Source organism: Chitinophaga ginsengisoli (genome assembly GCF_003014595.1).
Classification (GTDB): Bacteria; Bacteroidota; Bacteroidia; order Chitinophagales; family Chitinophagaceae; genus Chitinophaga; species Chitinophaga ginsengisoli.
Genome location: NZ_PYGK01000016.1, coordinates 69,920 through 88,752 on the forward strand (window position 1 = coordinate 69,920; position 18,833 = coordinate 88,752).

An 18,833-nucleotide genomic window follows, 5' to 3' on the forward strand; every position below is an offset into this window, starting at 1 on the left:
ATGAGTACCCATTGTATATCTCCCGTACAGAAAAAGTACTTCAGTCTTAAGTGGGATCAGGCATTGTTACACAGGGCTTTATTCCGGATCACCAGACCTGTTGCACATGATATCATCAGCAGGTGGGAACAGCTGGTAAGCCGGCATGGTATATTAAGAACTGTCAGCACGTATACTAATAATGTCAGTATCCCTTTCCAGGAAGTGGAGGAGGAAGATCAGACTACATTGACCGTCATTGCTGATACCAGTAATGATGAGAAAGCGGTGATTGGCGAATGGCAGCGTATAGCTGCGCCTGAAAATGGTGAGATCAGGCTGGTCATATTCAATGACGAGGAGGGAGGACCGGCTTACCTGGGCATAATTGCTCCCACTGTATGGCTGGATAGCTGGTCTTTACGCTATCTGGTACAACAGCTTGTAACCGCAGATGCGCCGGAGGAAGAGCCCCTGCAGTTCATTCAGTATGTGGAATGGCTGGAAAGCGCTTTGGAGGAAAATCCGGAATTGTCATCCGACCTGGAGCAGGAGCCTATACAGAGCGGCGGAACGCTGACACTACAGGAAGGAAAAGACAATCCCGTATATACTTCTTATATCACCACCAACCTGCAGGCGGGAGAGATCCTGCTTGAACAATTAGAGCAGGTAGCCGCGGAAAAGGGTGTCACACCCGCTGATATCTGGTACTGGGCATGGACAAACGTCACATCTCTCTACCTGAAACAAGGTACGGGCGCCGCCGTATATATATCATCAGGCCGTCAGTTTGATGAGTTTAAGCAGATACCCGGTCCCTTTGCAAAGGGTATTTATGGCAATTTCCGTAAGGAAGACATGCAGGACCTTGTAAAACTGAAGGGAAAGCGGGAACGTTTTGACCTGTACCGGGAACAGTTTAATGCAGATACTGCTAACAACAGCTGTACCTGCAGTTTTGAATACCTGGAACGGGATCATTTTCCCGGTGGTGTATTGGTAGAGATGCCGGTTTGCGTGGATAGCCTTTCCTGTCATGAGCCCTTTATACTCTCCTTCTTTGCAGAAGATACCGCCAGTACCACCAGGATCGTGTTACAGGCAGATAAAAATGCTATTGCGCCGGCGTCACTGGAATGGATCCGGCAGACTTTACTGGACTACGTCAGCCGTTTTATTTCCGGCGAAATAATAGTCAGCAGGGCGGACATACAGCCCCTGTTCGGTGCGGAGATCCCTTTTGACTTTGTTCCTGTTACGGATACTTTCATGGCCACTGCTGGCCGTTATCCTGATCATATAGCACTTGAATGGAATGGTGGGAGTATGAGCTACCGGGATTTGTTGCAGCAGTCAAGACAAGTAGCGGAAGTATTGATCGTGCAACATGGTATACAGCCAGGCGACAGGATTCTGATCAATATGGACCGCACAGAGAAGTTATTGCCTGTTATCTGGGGAGTAATGCTTAGCGGGGCAACTTATATCCCGGCTGATAAACAGTATCCTGCAGCCAGGATTCAATATATCATGCAGCAATCCGAAGCCAGGCTGGCTATTACAGATGATGCGGAGACAGACAACAGTATCTCTCCGGAAGAACTGTTTCAACAGGCCGCCCTTATTGAGGTCAGGAGACAGTTACCCCGCTGGCAGCCGGATCAGCCGGTGTATATACTGTATACTTCGGGTACAACAGGACAGCCCAAAGGTTGTATCATTACCATGAGTAATCTGTTGCATTATACCCGTTGGGCAGGCAATTACTATTTCTCCAATCATCCTTCGGGTACCATGCCATTGTTTACACCAATCGCATTTGACCTGACCGTTACAACTGTCTTCTGCACCTTGTTGAGGGGCGCTATATTGTATATCTGCGAAGAGGATGCAGATGTGAGCGTACATCTGCGGAATGCTTTCAGTACAATGAATGCCATCAAGCTGACACCTTCCCATATCCGCATGCTGCCACACCTGGATATCAAACATACTGCGGTAGATACCTGCATTGTAGGGGGAGAAGCGTTACAGGAAAGTGATATCGCCATCCTGCGTGCATTACATCCTGGGATGAAGATCTACAATGAATATGGTCCTACGGAGTGTACCGTAGGCTGCATTGTATGGGATGTGCCGGCATCATTCAATGATATACTGATAGGCAAACCAATCAGCAATACAAGTGTCAGCATCCTGGATACACAGATGGAACCCTGTACACCGGGTATAGAGGGAGAGATCTGGATCGGCGGCAGTACAGTGGGCGCAGGATATTTTCATGATGAAGCAAAAACCGCCGCACGTTTTGTAAATGGCTTATACAAGACGGGCGACAAAGGGTACTGGTTACCTGATGGCAATATCTGTTATACTGGCCGTAATGACGACATGATCAAGCTGCGGGGCCATCGTATAGAACGGGGTGAAATAACTGCTCTTATACGAAGCGTAACTGGCGTACAGGATGCATTTGTGATCATTCGTCAGGAAGAACTTGTGGCCTATTATGTGGGCGCTCCTGAACTGGCTGCTGCCATCAGGAAGGAAATGGTGTTGCAATTGCCGGTATACATGCATCCTGCCTGCCTTATTGCATTGGACCGGTTCCCCATCAATGCGAACGGCAAACTGGATATTGCTGCATTGCCTTCTCCGGAAGAAGTGCGCAACAGGCAGGAGGTCGTGCTTCCCAACACGCCGCAGGAAAAGCTGTTGGCGCAGGTATGGGAGGCGGTATTACAGAAAACGCCGGTAGGTATCCATGATCATTTCCTGGGCATCGGTGGCGACTCTATAAAGGCCATACAGGTAGTGGCAAAGATGAGAGAGAAAGGCTGGATGCTACAGGTAGGAGACATACTGCGGTTTCCTACTATTTCACAGCTGGTGAACTATCTGAAAGAAGCAGACAATATCCCGGCAGATGAACTGACAGCCGGAGGAACAATCCCGCTTACGCCTTTGCAGATCAAGTTTTTCAGGGATAATACTGCCGACCTGCATTATTATAATCAATCAGTTTTACTACAGGCTGCGGGAAAGATAGCTGTGGATGATCTTAAAACAGCAGTGAACCGTTTGTGGCAATATCATGCCGCCCTGCGTACCAATTTCCCTTTGTCAGGGAATGAGCGTATACAGCAGGTACTGCCTGCGGCTGTTACGCTGGATGGAATCTTTGTTGAACAGGAAGCCTACGATCTGAAAGGACAGACAAAGTACTGGCAGCAGCAGTTTGACCTGGAAACAGGACCGCTGTTCCGTTGCATATTATTCCACGGAGAAGAAGCCGATTATGTGTTCCTGCTGGCGCATCACCTTATCGTTGATGGGGTCTCCTGGCGGATTATCCTCGAACAGTTATCAGGTAACGAGGGACAGCGGGAACATGCATACGGCTCTTACCTGAGATGGTCGCAGGCATTGAGGAAAAAGGCGGATAGTCTTACTGTACAGGAAATGTCTTACTGGATGGAGATGGAGGCAACAGTTGCGGATGATTGGACCGATCTGGCCCCTGTACAGAAAACCTATCAGCATTTTGATCACCTGCATGAGGCATTATCTGCAGCTAGCACGCGGCATTTGCTATCCCTGCCTTTACATAAGATGAACGTCACTATACAGGAATTACAACTGGCTGCGCTGACCAGTGCCATATATAAATGGAGCGGCAGATCCGTCGTTACCCTGTACCTGGAATCGCACGGCAGGAACAGTACTGAAGATGCGGCTTCCTTTGCGGAAACAGTGGGCTGGTTTACGATGAAGTACCCGATAGTATTGCCTTGTCTCCCTGCAGAACATATGTATAGCGGGATCCAGCAAACTATTGCTGCACTGGAAAAAGTACCCGGCAATGGAGAAGGATATCTCTGTCAGCGATACCTGGGAGAACTGCCCGGGAACAATCAGGGTCTTGAACCATTGATCACCTTCAATTACCTCGGACAACATGATACAGGAGATGCACAGCTGTTCACTATTCATCCCTTGTCGCCGCTACAACAGAATGTAGGGCCAGCCATCTACATGCCTTCAGCGCTCTACTTTACGCTGATCATTTCAGAGGGCGCGTTGCAGGTAAGTCTATCTTATCACCGGTCATTATTTACAAAAGAGGCTACTACGCAGTTGCTCGGGAAGTATATCGCATGTCTTGAACAGTTCATTGATGCATTGGGGAAAGGAGATGGCATGTTTAAAAAGAAGGTATCCGGAACAGCGGCGCTTGGGCTGAATGAACAGGAATTGGAAGAGATCTATAATTCACTATAAATATGGGCAATATAAAAAGTATACAGATATTGACTCCCCTGCAAGAAGGATTGTTGTTTCATGCCCTTGCTAAAACAGACAGGCAGGCTTATTTTGAACAGTACAGCTTTACGATGCCGGGGGGAGTAGATGTGGAACGTTTTCGTAACAGCCTGGCAATTATCATGCAGCGTCATGATGCTTTAAGGCTCCGTTTCGTAGCTGACAAAGGGGTAAGGCCCGTACAAGTGATCATGGACGAAGTAACGCCGGAATTGATATACCAATCGCTGGAACAGGAAGACCAGGTGGCAGATTTTCTGCAGGCAGACCGGGAACGTGCTTTCGATATACTCACAGATACCTTGTTCAGAGTAGCCATCTTACATATAGGAGACAGCTCCCGCCTGGTGATCTCCTTTCATCATATCATACTCGATGGCTGGAGCTTTGCCATCGTGATGAATGAACTGATTGCCCTGTACCATGGCAAGACAATATTAAAAGACCCTGTATCATTTACGGGCGTAACAGCCTATCTGTCACAACAACAGCAGGATACTGTAACACAGTACTGGCTGGACCACCTCGCCATAGAACCGGACTTCCTGCCCGGTACTCTGACTGAATCCTTCATGCAGCCTTCTCTCAATATGGAGCAGGTATCGCTGCAGACAACATTCAGCGAAGTACTGAGTAGCCGGTTGAAGCAAGCTGCTGCGGGCTTACAGGTGAGCATTAATACCATTCTGTATGGTATCTGGGGAATATTGTTGTCCCGTTATTGCCGGCAGAAGAAGGTCATAGCGGGGCTTACTGTGTCAGGCCGTGAAATAGGCATTGCCAATGCCGGTGATATTGTTGGCATGTGTATCAATACTGTTCCATTTCCTTTTCATACGGATGATGATATAGCTATAGACGAATATTTCAGCAGTATTTCCAGCCGTTTTATCAGTAGCCTGCCTTACCAATATTGTTCTGTTCCTGATATCAGGCGTCAGGCCGGTGTGGATGGAGAGCTGTTTGATCACGTAGTGGCAGTGGAAGATTATCCATATGATGAAGCACGGCTGGCAGAGGGAAAGATCTTCGGATCAGAGGTGTTTGACCGTACCAACTATCCTTTGTCCGTGCATATCTCTGCTGGTAAACAACTCCTATGGCGCATCTCTTTCAATGTAGACAGATATCCGCAGGCCCTTATCCGGCAGGTGCTGGATCACCTGGTAGTGATTGGCGAGCAGGTGGTGGAGGGTATTGGCGAGGGTAAAAGGTTGTCTGATATTAAACTATGGGGAGATAAACAGACGAATGAGCTGATCCGTAGTTTCAATAATACAGACGGCTACTTCCCGGCAGATAAGACATTGTTATCATTCTACTATGAGCTGTTGGAGAAACATTCTCCGGTGAGGATTAAAGACGAAGAACACTGCCTGTCGATAGAAGACCTGGAGGCCTACAGTAATGCCGTACAGCATGCACTGGCACAGGCAGGGGTAGGCAGAGGCGATACTGTCGCCATATGCTGTAAGCGCTCTGTATGGCTGGAGGTAGCGATTATGTCTATATTAAAGCGGGCTGGTACTTATGTGCCGATTGATCTGAGGATGCCGGAAGACCGTATTGCCTTTGTATTGCAGGATGCCGGTGTGAAGATTGTCTTAGGCTGGGGTGATCCCCTGATACAAACCGAAGTGCCCTACATTGATATGGAAGCGGTAAAAAACGCACCGTTGACAGAATATAGTCCGATGATCATGCCTCTGGTAACTGACCCCGTTTATATCATCTATACATCCGGTTCTACCGGTATGCCTAAAGGGGTGGTGGTTGAGCATAGTGCTGTGGTGAACAGGATGTACTGGATGCAGCAGGACTTTCCGTTATCAAAAGATGATTGCATCCTGCAGAAAACAAGTATAGGCTTCGATGTGTCTGTGTGGGAATTGTTTCACTGGTTATTTTCAGGTTGTACCACCTTTTTCCTGGCGCCGGGCAAAGAGATCGAGCCCTATGAGATCGTGCGTACCATCAAGGATCATCGTGTAACGGTGACACACTTTGTGCCGTCTATGCTGGCGCTGTTTATGGAGACAGTTATCCATGAAAAAATGGTGGACGACTGTGCGGGGTTGCGTTTTGTATTTGCGAGTGGGGAGGCGCTGTTATATGCGGCCATGCAACAATTCAATGAGCATATCTACCAGCATACAGGTACTATCCTGGTGAACCTGTACGGCCCCACAGAGGCTACGGTTGACTGTACAGGCTTTACCTGTTCTCCCTGGAAGGACGCGTACCGGTACGTACCCATAGGTAAACCACTGCTGAATACAAGGGCCTATATTCTTGACGAGCACCAGGCCTTGCTGCCGCCATGGATAAGCGGGGAACTGTGCATTGCAGGGACGGGAGTAGCCAGGGGATATATCGGCAGGGAGCAACTGACGGCAGAGAAGTTTCTGGCAGATCCCTTTGTTGAAAATGCGCGCATGTATAAAACAGGCGATCTGGCTATGTGGAATGATGAGGGAGAACTGGTGTACCTGGGCAGGATAGACCAGCAGGTGAAACTGAACGGGCAACGTATAGAGCCCGGTGATATAGAGGCGAAACTCCTGCTGGTACCCGGCATTAAAGAAGCAGTAGTATTACTGATGAAAAGAGAAGATGGCGCTTCTTTCCTGTATGCGTTCTATACAGGGGAAGATGTTCCCGTTGCCCTTATCCGGTCAACCATGACAAAGCAACTTCCAGTTTATATGATCCCTTCAGGGTTCAAACGGATAGAAGAGATTCCCCGTCTGAATAGTGGAAAGATCAACCGTAAGCAGTTGTCTGCTTTGCTAAAAGAACAGGAGGAGCACGAACCTGTACTACGGAGGCTGGAGAACGACGAAACAGCCACCAGACTCTTACAGGTATGGGCACAGGTAATAGGTCATGCCGTCGACCCTGAGAAAGACTTTTTTGCCAATGGTGCACATAGCCTGACGGCCGTCAGGATGATGTCTGCCATAAAGCGAAACTTTGGTGTACAGATCTCCTTACCGGATATATTGCAGCATGCTACGCTGGATAAATTATCCGCCTATATTAAAGCTGCCAGTCCTTCAAAGGCAGCGAGTATAACAAGTGCTGCTGCCCCGGATACCCTGCCGTTAATGCCTTCACAGGAAAGTATCTATGTATTGGACAGTCTGCCGGACATAGGGTTCAGTTATTATGTACCTGCCCTGATCAGACTTGATCAGAAACCGGAAGAACAGCGCCTGTTACTGGCACTCGCAAAATTGCTGGAAAGGTACTCTGTATTGCGTACCAGGTTTATTGAGAAAGATGACCAGGTATTGCAGCAGATACTGTCGGTAAAAGAAGTGTATGATGCGTTCGTACGCTCAGGCAGTATCAGGGCTACTGAATTGCCCCGTTTATTGCCACTGCAGGCTTTCAATGAACAGCGGGTGGTGATAGACATCCACCAGGTGCCGTTGTTCAGATTGTACCTGTTACAGCATAATAATACTTTCTATCTCCTGCTGGATATGCATCATCTTATTACGGATGAACTGTCAAATACCATATTCGTAGCAGACCTCATGCGCTTTTATAAACAGGAGCCAATGCAGCCACCTGTGTTACAGTACCACGATGTGGCCATGTGGTATCATAACACTTATCTGAAAGGTGAACTATACCAGCAGGATAAGGCATGGTGGGGTAAGTATCTGGAACAGCTAGCCCCGATGTCCTCCCTGCCTGCGGCTAAAGATCCGCATGGTTCTCCTTTTGAAGGAACAGTATTCCGCCCGGTATTGCCACCTGCTGTTGTACAGAGGATCAGGTCTTTATCTGCTAAGCTGGGCGTAACAGATTTCACCCTGATCTTCTCCGCTTTTCATATCGTATTGTCAGGATATACAGAAGATAACCAGCTGCTTTGCGGACTGCCATTCTCCAACAGGATGACGGACGAAATGCAGGATGTGACCGGCTTTATGGTGAGCACACTGCCGTTTTATGCAAGAATGGATCCGGCAGCTTCCTTCGGTGAATATGTACATACAACGGGCATCCGGCTGGCCCAGGTGATGGAACATTCCTGGTATCCGCCTGCGCATATATTACGAGATAAGCAGCTATCAAGATATGGTAGTAAGCATCCTTTATTCAATATCCTCTTTAACTATGTGGTAGCCGCAGAAGGAACTGCCACCCGCGAAGGACTCGACCCGGCGGCTCAATCAGGCGCACGTTTTGACCTGAGCATCGAAATAACAGAGGTAGACAACACGTTCGCACTGTCCTTTATTCATGCCACCCACCTGGTGGACGCGGCATTGCCTGTACACTTATATAATGCCTTCTGTACGCTGTTACAGTCTTTCCCTATGTTGCAGGATGTGGCAATTGCCGATTTGCAGGTGTTGACCCCTCCAATGGGTGCTGGTACAGGAACGGTGAGTTATACTCCGCCAACGGTGATACAAGTGCCTGCAGATGTGGAAGAGAAAGTAGCGGAACTATTCAGAGAAGTACTGAAACTCAAAACGGTATCGCCTGAGGATGACTTCTTCCTCTCCGGCGGACAAAGCCTGCTGGCTATTAAACTGGTAAGCAGGATCAGGGAGCAGTTCAATATACCTATCAGCTTATTTGATGTGTTCAAACATCCACGGCTGTATGATCTATCTATGTATGTGGCTTCACAACAACACAGGGCTACGTATGTCATTCCGCATGTAGGAGAACAAGCCTTCTATAGTGTATCGCCTTTACAACGGAGGTTATGGTTCCTGCAACAGCGCGAGCCGGACAATATCTCCTACAATATGACGACCGCGTTCAAAGTATCTACCCCTTTGAAAAGAGATATACTGGAAGCTGCTTTCGAAGCGCTTGTACAGCGGCATGATCAACTACGGGCGGCTTTCACCTTACAGGAGAACGGGCCGGTGGTGGAATTGAAAGAACTCCCTGAACCTTCCGCATACCTCACCTTCCTCGGTGGAAAGCGGTCTGTTGAAGAGATCATGGACCTGGCGAAAGTGTTCAGTAATACACCCTTTAAACTTGATCAGGCGCCATTGTTCCGGGTACTGATCATGGAAAGCGACGATCAGTATTTTTATATGGTGATCAACCTCCATCATATCATCGCTGATGGCTGGTCTATTGGCGTGCTGCTGGCAGACCTGTTAAGTATCTACGAGGCCAAGCTGGCAGGTACAGCTGCTTCACTGGCACCGCTGCCCTTACGTTATGTAGATATCGCACAATGGATGTCGGGTCAGTCACAGGCGGTGACGGAAAGCGCTATGGTCTATTGGCGGAAGAAGATCACGGCTGGTATAGCGCATTCAGTATTCCCTTATATGGCTGCTGATGAGGAGGTAGAGGGCATCACCTTACACCACGTCTTACCGGAACAGCTCGCGCAGAAGGTATTGCAGCTGGCCAGGAGGCGACAGGTCACTGACTTCCAGTTACTGTTATTCAGCTTTTCATTACTGCAGGCAAAGCTATCGGGTACCGGTCATTTTGTAATAGGCAGTTCTGTGTCTGGAAGAACAAATACCAGTATGGAGCCTGTAGTAGGTTTCTTCGTGAATATGCTGCCGGTGGTAGTAAACGTGGACAGACAGGCGACTGTCAGGAAGGCCTTGCAGGACTTCGCAGCAGGCATCAGACAGGATATGAACCATATGGATATCTCTTTCGATGAATTGTCTGCACTAGTGAAGAAAGAGAGTGGCATACAACTATCTGAATACATCAATACCCGCTTTGTATATAATGACTTCGGTACACGGGAACAGCAGCAGAACAGCATCGAAGCAGAAGAGATAGCCGTGGTGATGGAAGGCAGCAAGTTTGACCTCAGTTTTACCGTGCAGCCATACAGGAATAGCTTGTCGCTCAATGTGGAATATAAAGCAGGGAAGTATACCCGGGCAGTGATTATCTCCTATGTGAAACAATGGGAACAGTTACTTGAACAGCTCTGTGAGCAGGAAGAGGCCGTAGTGGATGTCCTGCTTATACATCATTGGGATGATACAGCGGTGAAGCTCAAAACGAAGTCGCACGAATTACTAAAAAGCATGAAAAAGTGAATATGAAAAACCAGGATATTTTACAGTCATTGAAGCGTACTGTGCCCCGTCCGGTGCAGCGGGAACGGACTGTACGACAGGAGATCGTACGCGGTAATGAACATGGTACGCCGTATGTACTGCTGAATGCCTTTAATACAGGCTTACAGCTAAGGGAATGGGTACAGGGGAATAAGGCGCAACTGGATAAGCTATACAGGGAATATGGCGCTATTCTTTTCCGTGGATTTGCCATTGGTGATGAAGATGATTTTCAACAGATCTGCCAGTTATATGCTACCCGCATGCTGGACTACGCAGAGCCTTCCACACCCCGTACCAAGGTGGGAGATAAAGTCTATACATCTACAGAATATCCGAAGGAAAGAGCGATCCCCTTCCATAATGAACATTCCTACACCAGTACCTGGCCGGGCAAGATATGGTTCTATTGCCAGGAAAGCGCAGCTTCAGGAGGAGAGACGCCTATTGCCGATTCCTCATTGGTATATAGGTTGATACCTGCGGCCATAAGGGAAAAATTTGAACGTTCCGGCGTGCGTTATGTACGCACTTTTCATAAAGAGATAGACCTGAGCTGGCAGAAAGTATTTGGTACCGACAGCCGGGAAGAGGTGGGTCAATACTGTGAAAAGAGAGGTATGAGCTTTCAATGGAAGGACAGCGATGTACTACAGACCAGCTACACTGCACAGGCGATTGCCATACACCCGGTAACAGGAGAAAAGGTCTGGTTTAATCAGGCCCACCTGTTTAATCTAATGAACCTCGATGAAGACACACGTACTTCACTGGTGAGTTTATTGGGTGAAGAGAATGTACCCAGGAACAGCTTCCTGGGAGACGGTACTGCCCTGACAAGGAAGGATTTTGATACCGTAATGACTGCGTACGAAGAAGCAGGCATCATATTCCCCTGGGAAAGCGGGGATGTGCTGTTGCTGGATAATATGCGGTTTGCGCATAGCAGGAAGCCCTTTACCGGTAGTCGTAAGGTATTGGTGGCGATGTCTGATCCTGTTAATGGTACTGCAAATGTGGTAGGAAATACCCGTCGCAATACTGCTGCTTTTTTCGGCAAAAAAGAGCGTCCGCAGACGATCCCCTGGCTGCGTTACCGGCTGGCGGCACTGTATCGTATACTGGCGATGGAGAAACTGGACGAAGGTATCAGCGGGCATATCTCCATGAAAGTGCCGGGCAGGGAAGATGCTTTCTGGGTGAACCCATTCGGGCTTTTCTTTGAGGAGGTGACGCCTGATAACCTGATCACTGTAGATGGAAAGGGAAATGTACTGGAGGGCGACTACCCGGTGAATGTAGCTGGTTTCTGTATCCATGCAGCCCTGCACCAGGGACGGCCGGATACACATTGTATCGTGCATACGCATTCGCCGAATGCTACCTTATATGCTTCTCTCGGCCGGCCGATACAGCCGGTGAACCAGACGTGTTGTATGTTCTTTGAGGATCACGCATTGTACGACGAATATAACGGTCCGGTATTGTCCCTGTCTGAGGGACAGCAATTAGTAGCCGCTGCCGGCAGTAATCATACGCTGTTGCTGCGTAATCATGGTACCCTTACCATGGCAGCAGAACTGGAAACAGCGGCCATCCTCATGATAACAGCAGAGCAGGCCTGCGCCGCCAACCTGATGGCTATGCGTACCGGCAATGTGAAGCTGGTAGATCCGGCCGTGGCCCGGCTTACCCGGCAATGGATCGCTAACCCACTAGGCCTGCAGATTGAATTTGATGCTTATATGCGAAAGGCAGAGCGTTTTTACCCCGACCTGATCCAATATAAACCGCTTTAATAAACTGAAGAGACAATGAACACCGCGTTTGCATACAGGTTATCCTCCCAGCAACAATCCCTGCTGCTTTCTAAGAGCGAACTTTTTTATAACAGGCTCGTTTTCTCATTGCCGGATCGCTTTACGCTGAGAGATGTGGAGTTGTCCATCGTACAATTGCTGGACTGTTATGAGGCTTTAAAGCTATCTATTCATGAAAGTGAGCAGGGTGAATGGTTGCAGTCGGCCGCACAGGAAGTGACCATCTCGTTCTCCGGAGAGCGGTTTCTGTCCGCAGACCTGGAGAGGATCAGCGCTGGAGACCCGGCAGTATGTGTGTTCCTGCAGCAGGGGGAGAATGAAATAAAGGTGACCATGCTGGTAAATCCGCTGGTGGGAGATATCAGCAGTCTGTATATCATACAGCAGCAGCTTAGCGATATGATGGAGAAGGGAGTTACACCGGATGAGGAGATAGGCTACCTGCAATACGCGGAATGGCAGCATCAGCTGCAGGAAAATGAAGACCTGACAGAGCCTTCTGCCTTCTGGAATGGACAGTATAAAGGTGTACAACCGTTATTGCGTAACGAACTGAAATACGATGGTCATCAGCAGGAAGCTGCGATAAGTACTGTTGTATTGCCAGTTGAACTGAGTGGTCATATAGAAGATGAAGAAAGTATCTTCCTGGCCAGCTTTCTTGATATGTTGCAGCTGCTGACAGATAATGAGTCGTTCGTTATAGGTGTGGAATGTCATGGGAGGGAGTTTGATGAACTGAAGAATACTGTCGGTTTGTTGAGTAAGGTATTGCCCTGCACTTATGGTCCATCGTTGGTAGCACCAGATATCCTGCACAATATGCAGGCTTTCCAGTTCTATCATGCAGCAGAACAGGTATTCGATTACCAGTTTGCTTACCTGTCGCTGAATAGTACAGCAGAAGGACTGCAATGGCTGCAGGGTAGGAAGCTGAAATGCCAGGTAGTCAATGACAATGGAGGAATAAAGGTGATATTCCTCTATCATCCTGGTTATTTCAGGGCAGCGGATATCCGGCAGATGCAGGAGCTGTATGTCGCACTGTTAACCGACCGTAGAGGAGGAAATCAACTCGGTCTTTTCCGTACATCATTTGCGGAGAATGTCTGCGGAACAGGTGTCAAAGCAGAAAGCCGGTTCTTACATATTGTGGATGCCTGTAGGGCAATTGCATTACAATTTCCTGAGCACACTGCTGTGCGTAGTTTGTCAGGGAGCCTTAGTTACAAGGAACTGGAGGATTATTCAGATAGAGCAGCCGCTGCACTGACTGACCATTATGGTGTTAGCGCTGGTGATTTTGTCGGCGTCATGATGCCGGAAGATCACTGGCTGCCGGTGGCCTTGCTGGCCATTATGAAACTAGGTGCTGCATATGTGCCCATAGATGCGGGCAATCCGCCTGCCAGGATTCAGCGGATCCTGTCAGACGCCCCCTTGCACTGCCTGTTGATCAACGAAGAACAACCTGACTACCATATACAAACAATACGCTTTAAACAACTCTGGAAACAGCAGGATCTATTGTTTGTTCCCCCTCAGCTTAATGGCGATGAAACGGCCTGTATGATCTATACATCCGGTACTACGGGCACGCCGAAAGGAGTTATGGTCAGCGGTAATAACCTGCTGAACTATACCGAATGGCTGAGTGATACATTTCAGCTGACACCCGATGATCAGAGTATACTACAGGCTTCTTATGCCTATGACCTGGGCTATACCAGCCTATGGGGATGCCTGACCACCGGTGCGGCTATACACATCATTCCTGCGGAGAAAAGACAGGACGCGGATTGGATAGTATCTTATATCGGGGAGCAGCAGATCACTTTTCTGAAGCTGACGCCTTCCATTTGTTATCTGCTTCTGCAGGCAGAGAATGTAACAACATTAAAAGATTCCTCCCTGCGCCTGGTGTTTTCCGGTGGAGAGCAAATAGATATTGCAGGTATACAACGTTTTGCTGCAATAAAGCCGGATATACAGTTCGTCAATCATTATGGTCCAACGGAGACTACTATCGGGACTTTGTATCAACCTGTAAGCCTGCCGGATTTTGCCGCTAAACCTGTGGTAGGGAAACCGGTCAGTGGTAATGAAGTGTTTATTGTAAACGAGGCAGGCGCGTTTTGTGTGCCTGGTGAAAAAGGCGAGATAGTGATAGCGGGTAAAGGCCTGAGCAAAGGATATTACAACCGCGAAACGTTGAACAGCGAAAAGTTCAGGGAAATTATACTGAACGGCAGAACTGTGCAGGTATATCATTCCGGCGATATGGGGTACTGGATGGGAGATGGCACGGTATGCCTGGAGGGAAGAAAAGACAATCAGGTAAAGATCCACGGGCACAGGGTAGAGCTGGGAGAGATCCGCAAGGCATTACAATACCCGGAAGTGAGCGAAGTGTTCCTCCGCCTGATACCGTCCCACTCATTCGGAGAAGAATTGGTCTGTTATTATCTGGCGGATAATGAAATAAATCAAGCTGCCTGGCGTAAGGAGCTCCTGAAAGTGCTGCCTGAATATATGGTACCAGCCTTCTTTATCCCCCTGGATAAATTGCCTCTTACGGCAAACGGCAAGGTAGATGAGAGCAGGTTCCCGGATCCTTATCAGTACCTGGATAAGCAGCCTTCGGGCGATAATCAGTTGAATGCTACTGAGAGCATTATTGCAGGGATATGGTCCGAAGTATTGGGGCTCCATATCCATGCAGACAGTGATTTCTTTGCATCAGGCGGAGATTCCATCAAGGCTATTCAGATAGTGGCGAAACTGAACAGGAAAGGCCTGCATTGCCAGTTGCCTGATATATTCAACTATACTACGGTAAGTACATTGGCAACCCACCTGAGGCCAGGGAAACCCATGGCTGGTCATTACCGTCTTTTACCCATGCAGGAAGCCATGTATTATCACTACAAGGTATTCCCGGAATCTGCCGCCAATTATATCATCAGGCATTTTCACATTACAGGAGAATTACAGCCGGAATTGATGAAAAAGGCGATTGACAGTGCTATACAGCAGTTTGACATCTTACGTCTCCGTTTCTTCACGGGCGAAGATCATTATTTCTACTGCACGATCAGCAATGATGAAACTTCGCCGGTGGAAATAACAGAAAGTGATGATGTAGCCGGTACTAAAAAGAAATGGCTGGAAGATGGGTTTGACCTGTCGGCAGGGCCGGTGTTGAAAGTGAAAATATTCCTTCAGCCAGAGGGGGCGCAGTTGCTGTTGGCCTATCATCATATTATCATGGATGGATGGTGTTTCCAACTGATCATACTGCAGATATTAGCCTGTTATGAGGCCTTGTGTATGGGGCGGGAGCATATCTGGAGAAAGTCTACTTCATTTACGAGGTACCTTGACTGGATACAGGGAAAAGACCTTACAGCTTCCCGTGCATTCTGGAGCAGTTACCTGAAAGGGTATGATACCCTGGCAACGATCCCTGCTGCAGGTGTACGGCATGGCGCCTATGATGCTGGCGAGTATGCGCTTACCTTATCTGCCGGGCTGACCGCACAAATCAGTGCTTTGTGCACGAAATTAAAGCTGACTGCCAGCATTTTCATGCAGGTGGCCTGGGGTATTTTGTTAGGTAATTACAATAATACCAGTGATGTTGTATTTGGTGTAACTGTAGCGGGCAGACCATATGAGATGGAAGGGTTTGAGGATTTACTGGGGCTTTTTATCAATACACTCCCCGTACGTATCTGCTGGGAGGAGCATAGTATTGCTTCCTTGCTGGCTGCAGCAAGGAATTACCTGTTTGATATTCAGGAGCATCAATATCTTTCACTGGCGGAAATACAGGCTTGTTCAACACTTAAAAAAGACTTGCTGGACCATGTGCTGATATTTGAAAATTACCCGCTGAGTAATATGGAAAAATCTATAGCCAATACCAATATCTCCGTTGCTTCGGAAAATGGGGCAGCACAGGTAGGGTATCCGCTGGCTGTAGTAGTATACCCCGGTAGTTCCTGCATAGTTAATTTCATGTACGACAGGAATAAGTATACAGACGATGCTATTGTGAAAATAGGGGACTGTCTTGTACAGGTGTTGCAAAACATGGTGGATGATCCTGAGGGACAGGTAACTGAGCTTGACATCGTACCTGAGCAGGAGCGGCTTGCATTACTGAAAGCAGGAGAACCCTATGGCAGTTATGATCCTGCTGTGAACATTGTTACCGCTATTGAAGCGATTACCATTGTCTGTCCTCAGAAGACTGCGCTGGAAGATGAGCACCAGGTCGTTTCTTACTCCGATATGCAGTTGCAGGTGCAACGGTTGGCAGGATGGCTGATAAGTAAACATAATATCAGCAAGGGGGATCGTGTGTTGATCTGTCTTCCTCCCTCTGTAGAATTGGTTATCGCAATGCTGGCGGTACTAAAGGCGGGTGGCACATACGTTCCCGTAGATGTTGAATATCCGGAAGACAGGAAAATGTATATTGCCGTTGATTGTGAAGCGAAAGCTATGATCAGCAACCGTGCATTTTCAAGCACATTGAGCGGCGTGCCGCTAATTTTAATGGAAGGAGTGCCGCCTGTTATACTGGCTGTAAAGATGCCGGCCATCAGCGGTGATGATATCGCTTACATTATTTATACTTCGGGTTCGACTGGAAAACCTAAAGGCTGCCAGGTAAAACATAGTAATCTGCAACACCTGTTCCTGCAACAGGAACCCTGGTTGGACTTTTCCCCTACAGACAAATGGATCATGGCGCATTCTGCCGCATTTGATTTTTCTGTATGGGAAATCTATGGTGCACTGGTAAATGGAGGATCGCTCTATATCCCTGATCGTGACCAGGTGCGGGATGCAGGCCTGTTCTGTCGCTTGCTGGAAGAGAAAGGTATCACCATTCTTAACCAGACACCCTCTTCATTTTACGGGCTGCTGGATATGATCAGGATCAGTGACCTGCGAATGGTGATCTTTGGTGGAGATATGCTTGATTTTACTAAACTGCGCAGGTGGCTGAATGTCCCGCAACATGAGCAGGTGGCATTGTATAACCTGTATGGTATAACGGAAACTACAGTACATGTTACCTGGCACCAGGTTACGGATGAAGAAATATTACAGGCCAATGGAAGTTCCTATATTGGTACACCATTGCCGGGAGCGGCCGTATACATTATGAATAAGGAGTTGCTGCTTTGCCCGGAGGGTGTTTTCGGAGAGATCTGTGTAGGTGGGGACGGTGTATCTGCCGGGTATTATAATAATCGGGAACTAACAAATATGAAATTCATCACTCATCCTCTGAACGATGAAGGGAAACTGTACAGGAGCGGCGATCTTGGTCGCTGGTTACCTGGTGGTGTACTGGAGTTTGGGGGAAGGATAGATGACCAGGTAAAAGTACGTGGTTATCGTATAGAACCAGGTGAAATAGTCTGCCGCTTACTGGAGCATCCGGCCATCAGGCAGGCCTGCGTGATCCCTGTTGATGTGACAGGGACGACTTCTCTTGCTGCCTATATTATATTTAAAGGAGAGCCGCTGCCTGTAAAAGAGCTCCGTGCATTCCTGGCATTGACGCTTCCAGCTCATTTTATTCCGCAATATTTCATTCCTGTCGATGCAATGCCATTGACGGCCAATGGCAAGGTGGATAAAAGTAAGCTGCCACCACCTGTCGCCACTGCTCCTGTTGCCGAGAGTGACAATGAAATAGAACAATACCTGATGGAATTATGGAGCCGGGAGCTGGGACGGCCTGTTTCCCCGCAGGATAACTTCTTTGAATGTGGAGGCCACAGCCTGATGTCTTTCCGTATCATCAGTGCCGTGCAGGCGAAATTCAATGTAAGGTTGCCTGTGACACAGCTGTACCAGGATCCTGTGCTGAAAGACTTTGCAGTGTGCATCAGGCAATATATGGAAGGCATGAACCTGCAGGTAGAGGCAGACTATGTAGTATTGAAAGATGGGCCTGCAAATAAAACATTATTCTTTTTCCCGCCTGCAGTCGGTTATGCAATAGGGTTTGGAAAGCTGGCGGAACAGCTGGATGGCTTCCGGGTAATCGGTATTAACTTCGTTGAAGGGGACACTATAGCAAAAATGGCTGCGATAGTGCAGGAACTGCAGCCCATTGGGCCGCTTGTTTTCTGCGGGTTCTCCGCCGGCGGAAGCCTGGGATATCATGTAGTGCAGGCACTGGAGAAAGTCGGAAGGAGTGTACGCGCATTAGTGTTCCTGGATTCAAGACGTTTCATGGCAGCGGAGCCGCTGGAAGAATCAATGATCAGCCAGATCGCTACAGATTACCTGGATGATCCGAGAGCAAAAGCGGTGATCAGCTCTCCTGAAATGGCAACCGTAATGCGCCACCGCATTGAGGCTTCTACCCGGTTTATCCATCAGCTGATAGATAACGGAATGGTACAAGCTGACATATACTACATCAGCTCAGAAGAGAACAGTAACAATGTAGCACGCTGGTCTGCCTGGGAGGAAGTAACTACAGGCAGGGTAATGGTGTATAAAGGAAAAGGTCCCCATGTATCCATGCTCGACCGCGAATATCTGCCGCAGAACATACAGGTATACATGGAGATCCTTCAGGAAATATTCCGCTAGT

4 protein-coding genes are annotated in these 18,833 nt (G+C 48.2%); all 4 read left to right on the top strand.

What is annotated here, in order from left to right:
- From CLV42_RS27440 to CLV42_RS27455, 4 genes are read left to right on the top strand one after another with little or no spacing between them, the layout of a single operon-like run.
- Positions 1-4,263, top strand: coding sequence for a non-ribosomal peptide synthetase (locus tag CLV42_RS27440; protein WP_106605143.1), 4,263 nt, complete (start codon positions 1-3; stop codon positions 4,261-4,263).
- A 2-nt stretch (positions 4,264-4,265) separates the two neighbouring features.
- Positions 4,266-10,364, top strand: coding sequence for a non-ribosomal peptide synthetase (locus CLV42_RS27445; RefSeq protein WP_106605144.1), 6,099 nt, complete (start codon positions 4,266-4,268; stop codon positions 10,362-10,364).
- Between the two features lie 2 nt (positions 10,365-10,366).
- Positions 10,367-12,184, top strand: coding sequence for a class II aldolase/adducin family protein (locus tag CLV42_RS27450; protein ID WP_106605145.1), 1,818 nt, complete (start codon positions 10,367-10,369; stop codon positions 12,182-12,184).
- Between the two features lie 15 nt (positions 12,185-12,199).
- Positions 12,200-18,832 carry a non-ribosomal peptide synthetase gene (locus CLV42_RS27455; protein ID WP_106605146.1) on the top strand — a complete coding sequence of 2,211 codons (6,633 nt, stop codon included), beginning with the start codon at positions 12,200-12,202 and terminating at the stop codon, positions 18,830-18,832.
- The last annotated feature ends 1 nt before the right edge of the window (position 18,833 follow it).

Coding starts and splice junctions, on each gene's coding strand:
- CLV42_RS27440 (WP_106605143.1), top strand. CDS start 1: ATGAGTACCCATTGTATATCTCCCGTACAGAAAAAGTACTTCAGTCTT.
- CLV42_RS27445 (WP_106605144.1), top strand. CDS start 4,266: ATGGGCAATATAAAAAGTATACAGATATTGACTCCCCTGCAAGAAGGA.
- CLV42_RS27450 (WP_106605145.1), top strand. CDS start 10,367: ATGAAAAACCAGGATATTTTACAGTCATTGAAGCGTACTGTGCCCCGT.
- CLV42_RS27455 (WP_106605146.1), top strand. CDS start 12,200: ATGAACACCGCGTTTGCATACAGGTTATCCTCCCAGCAACAATCCCTG.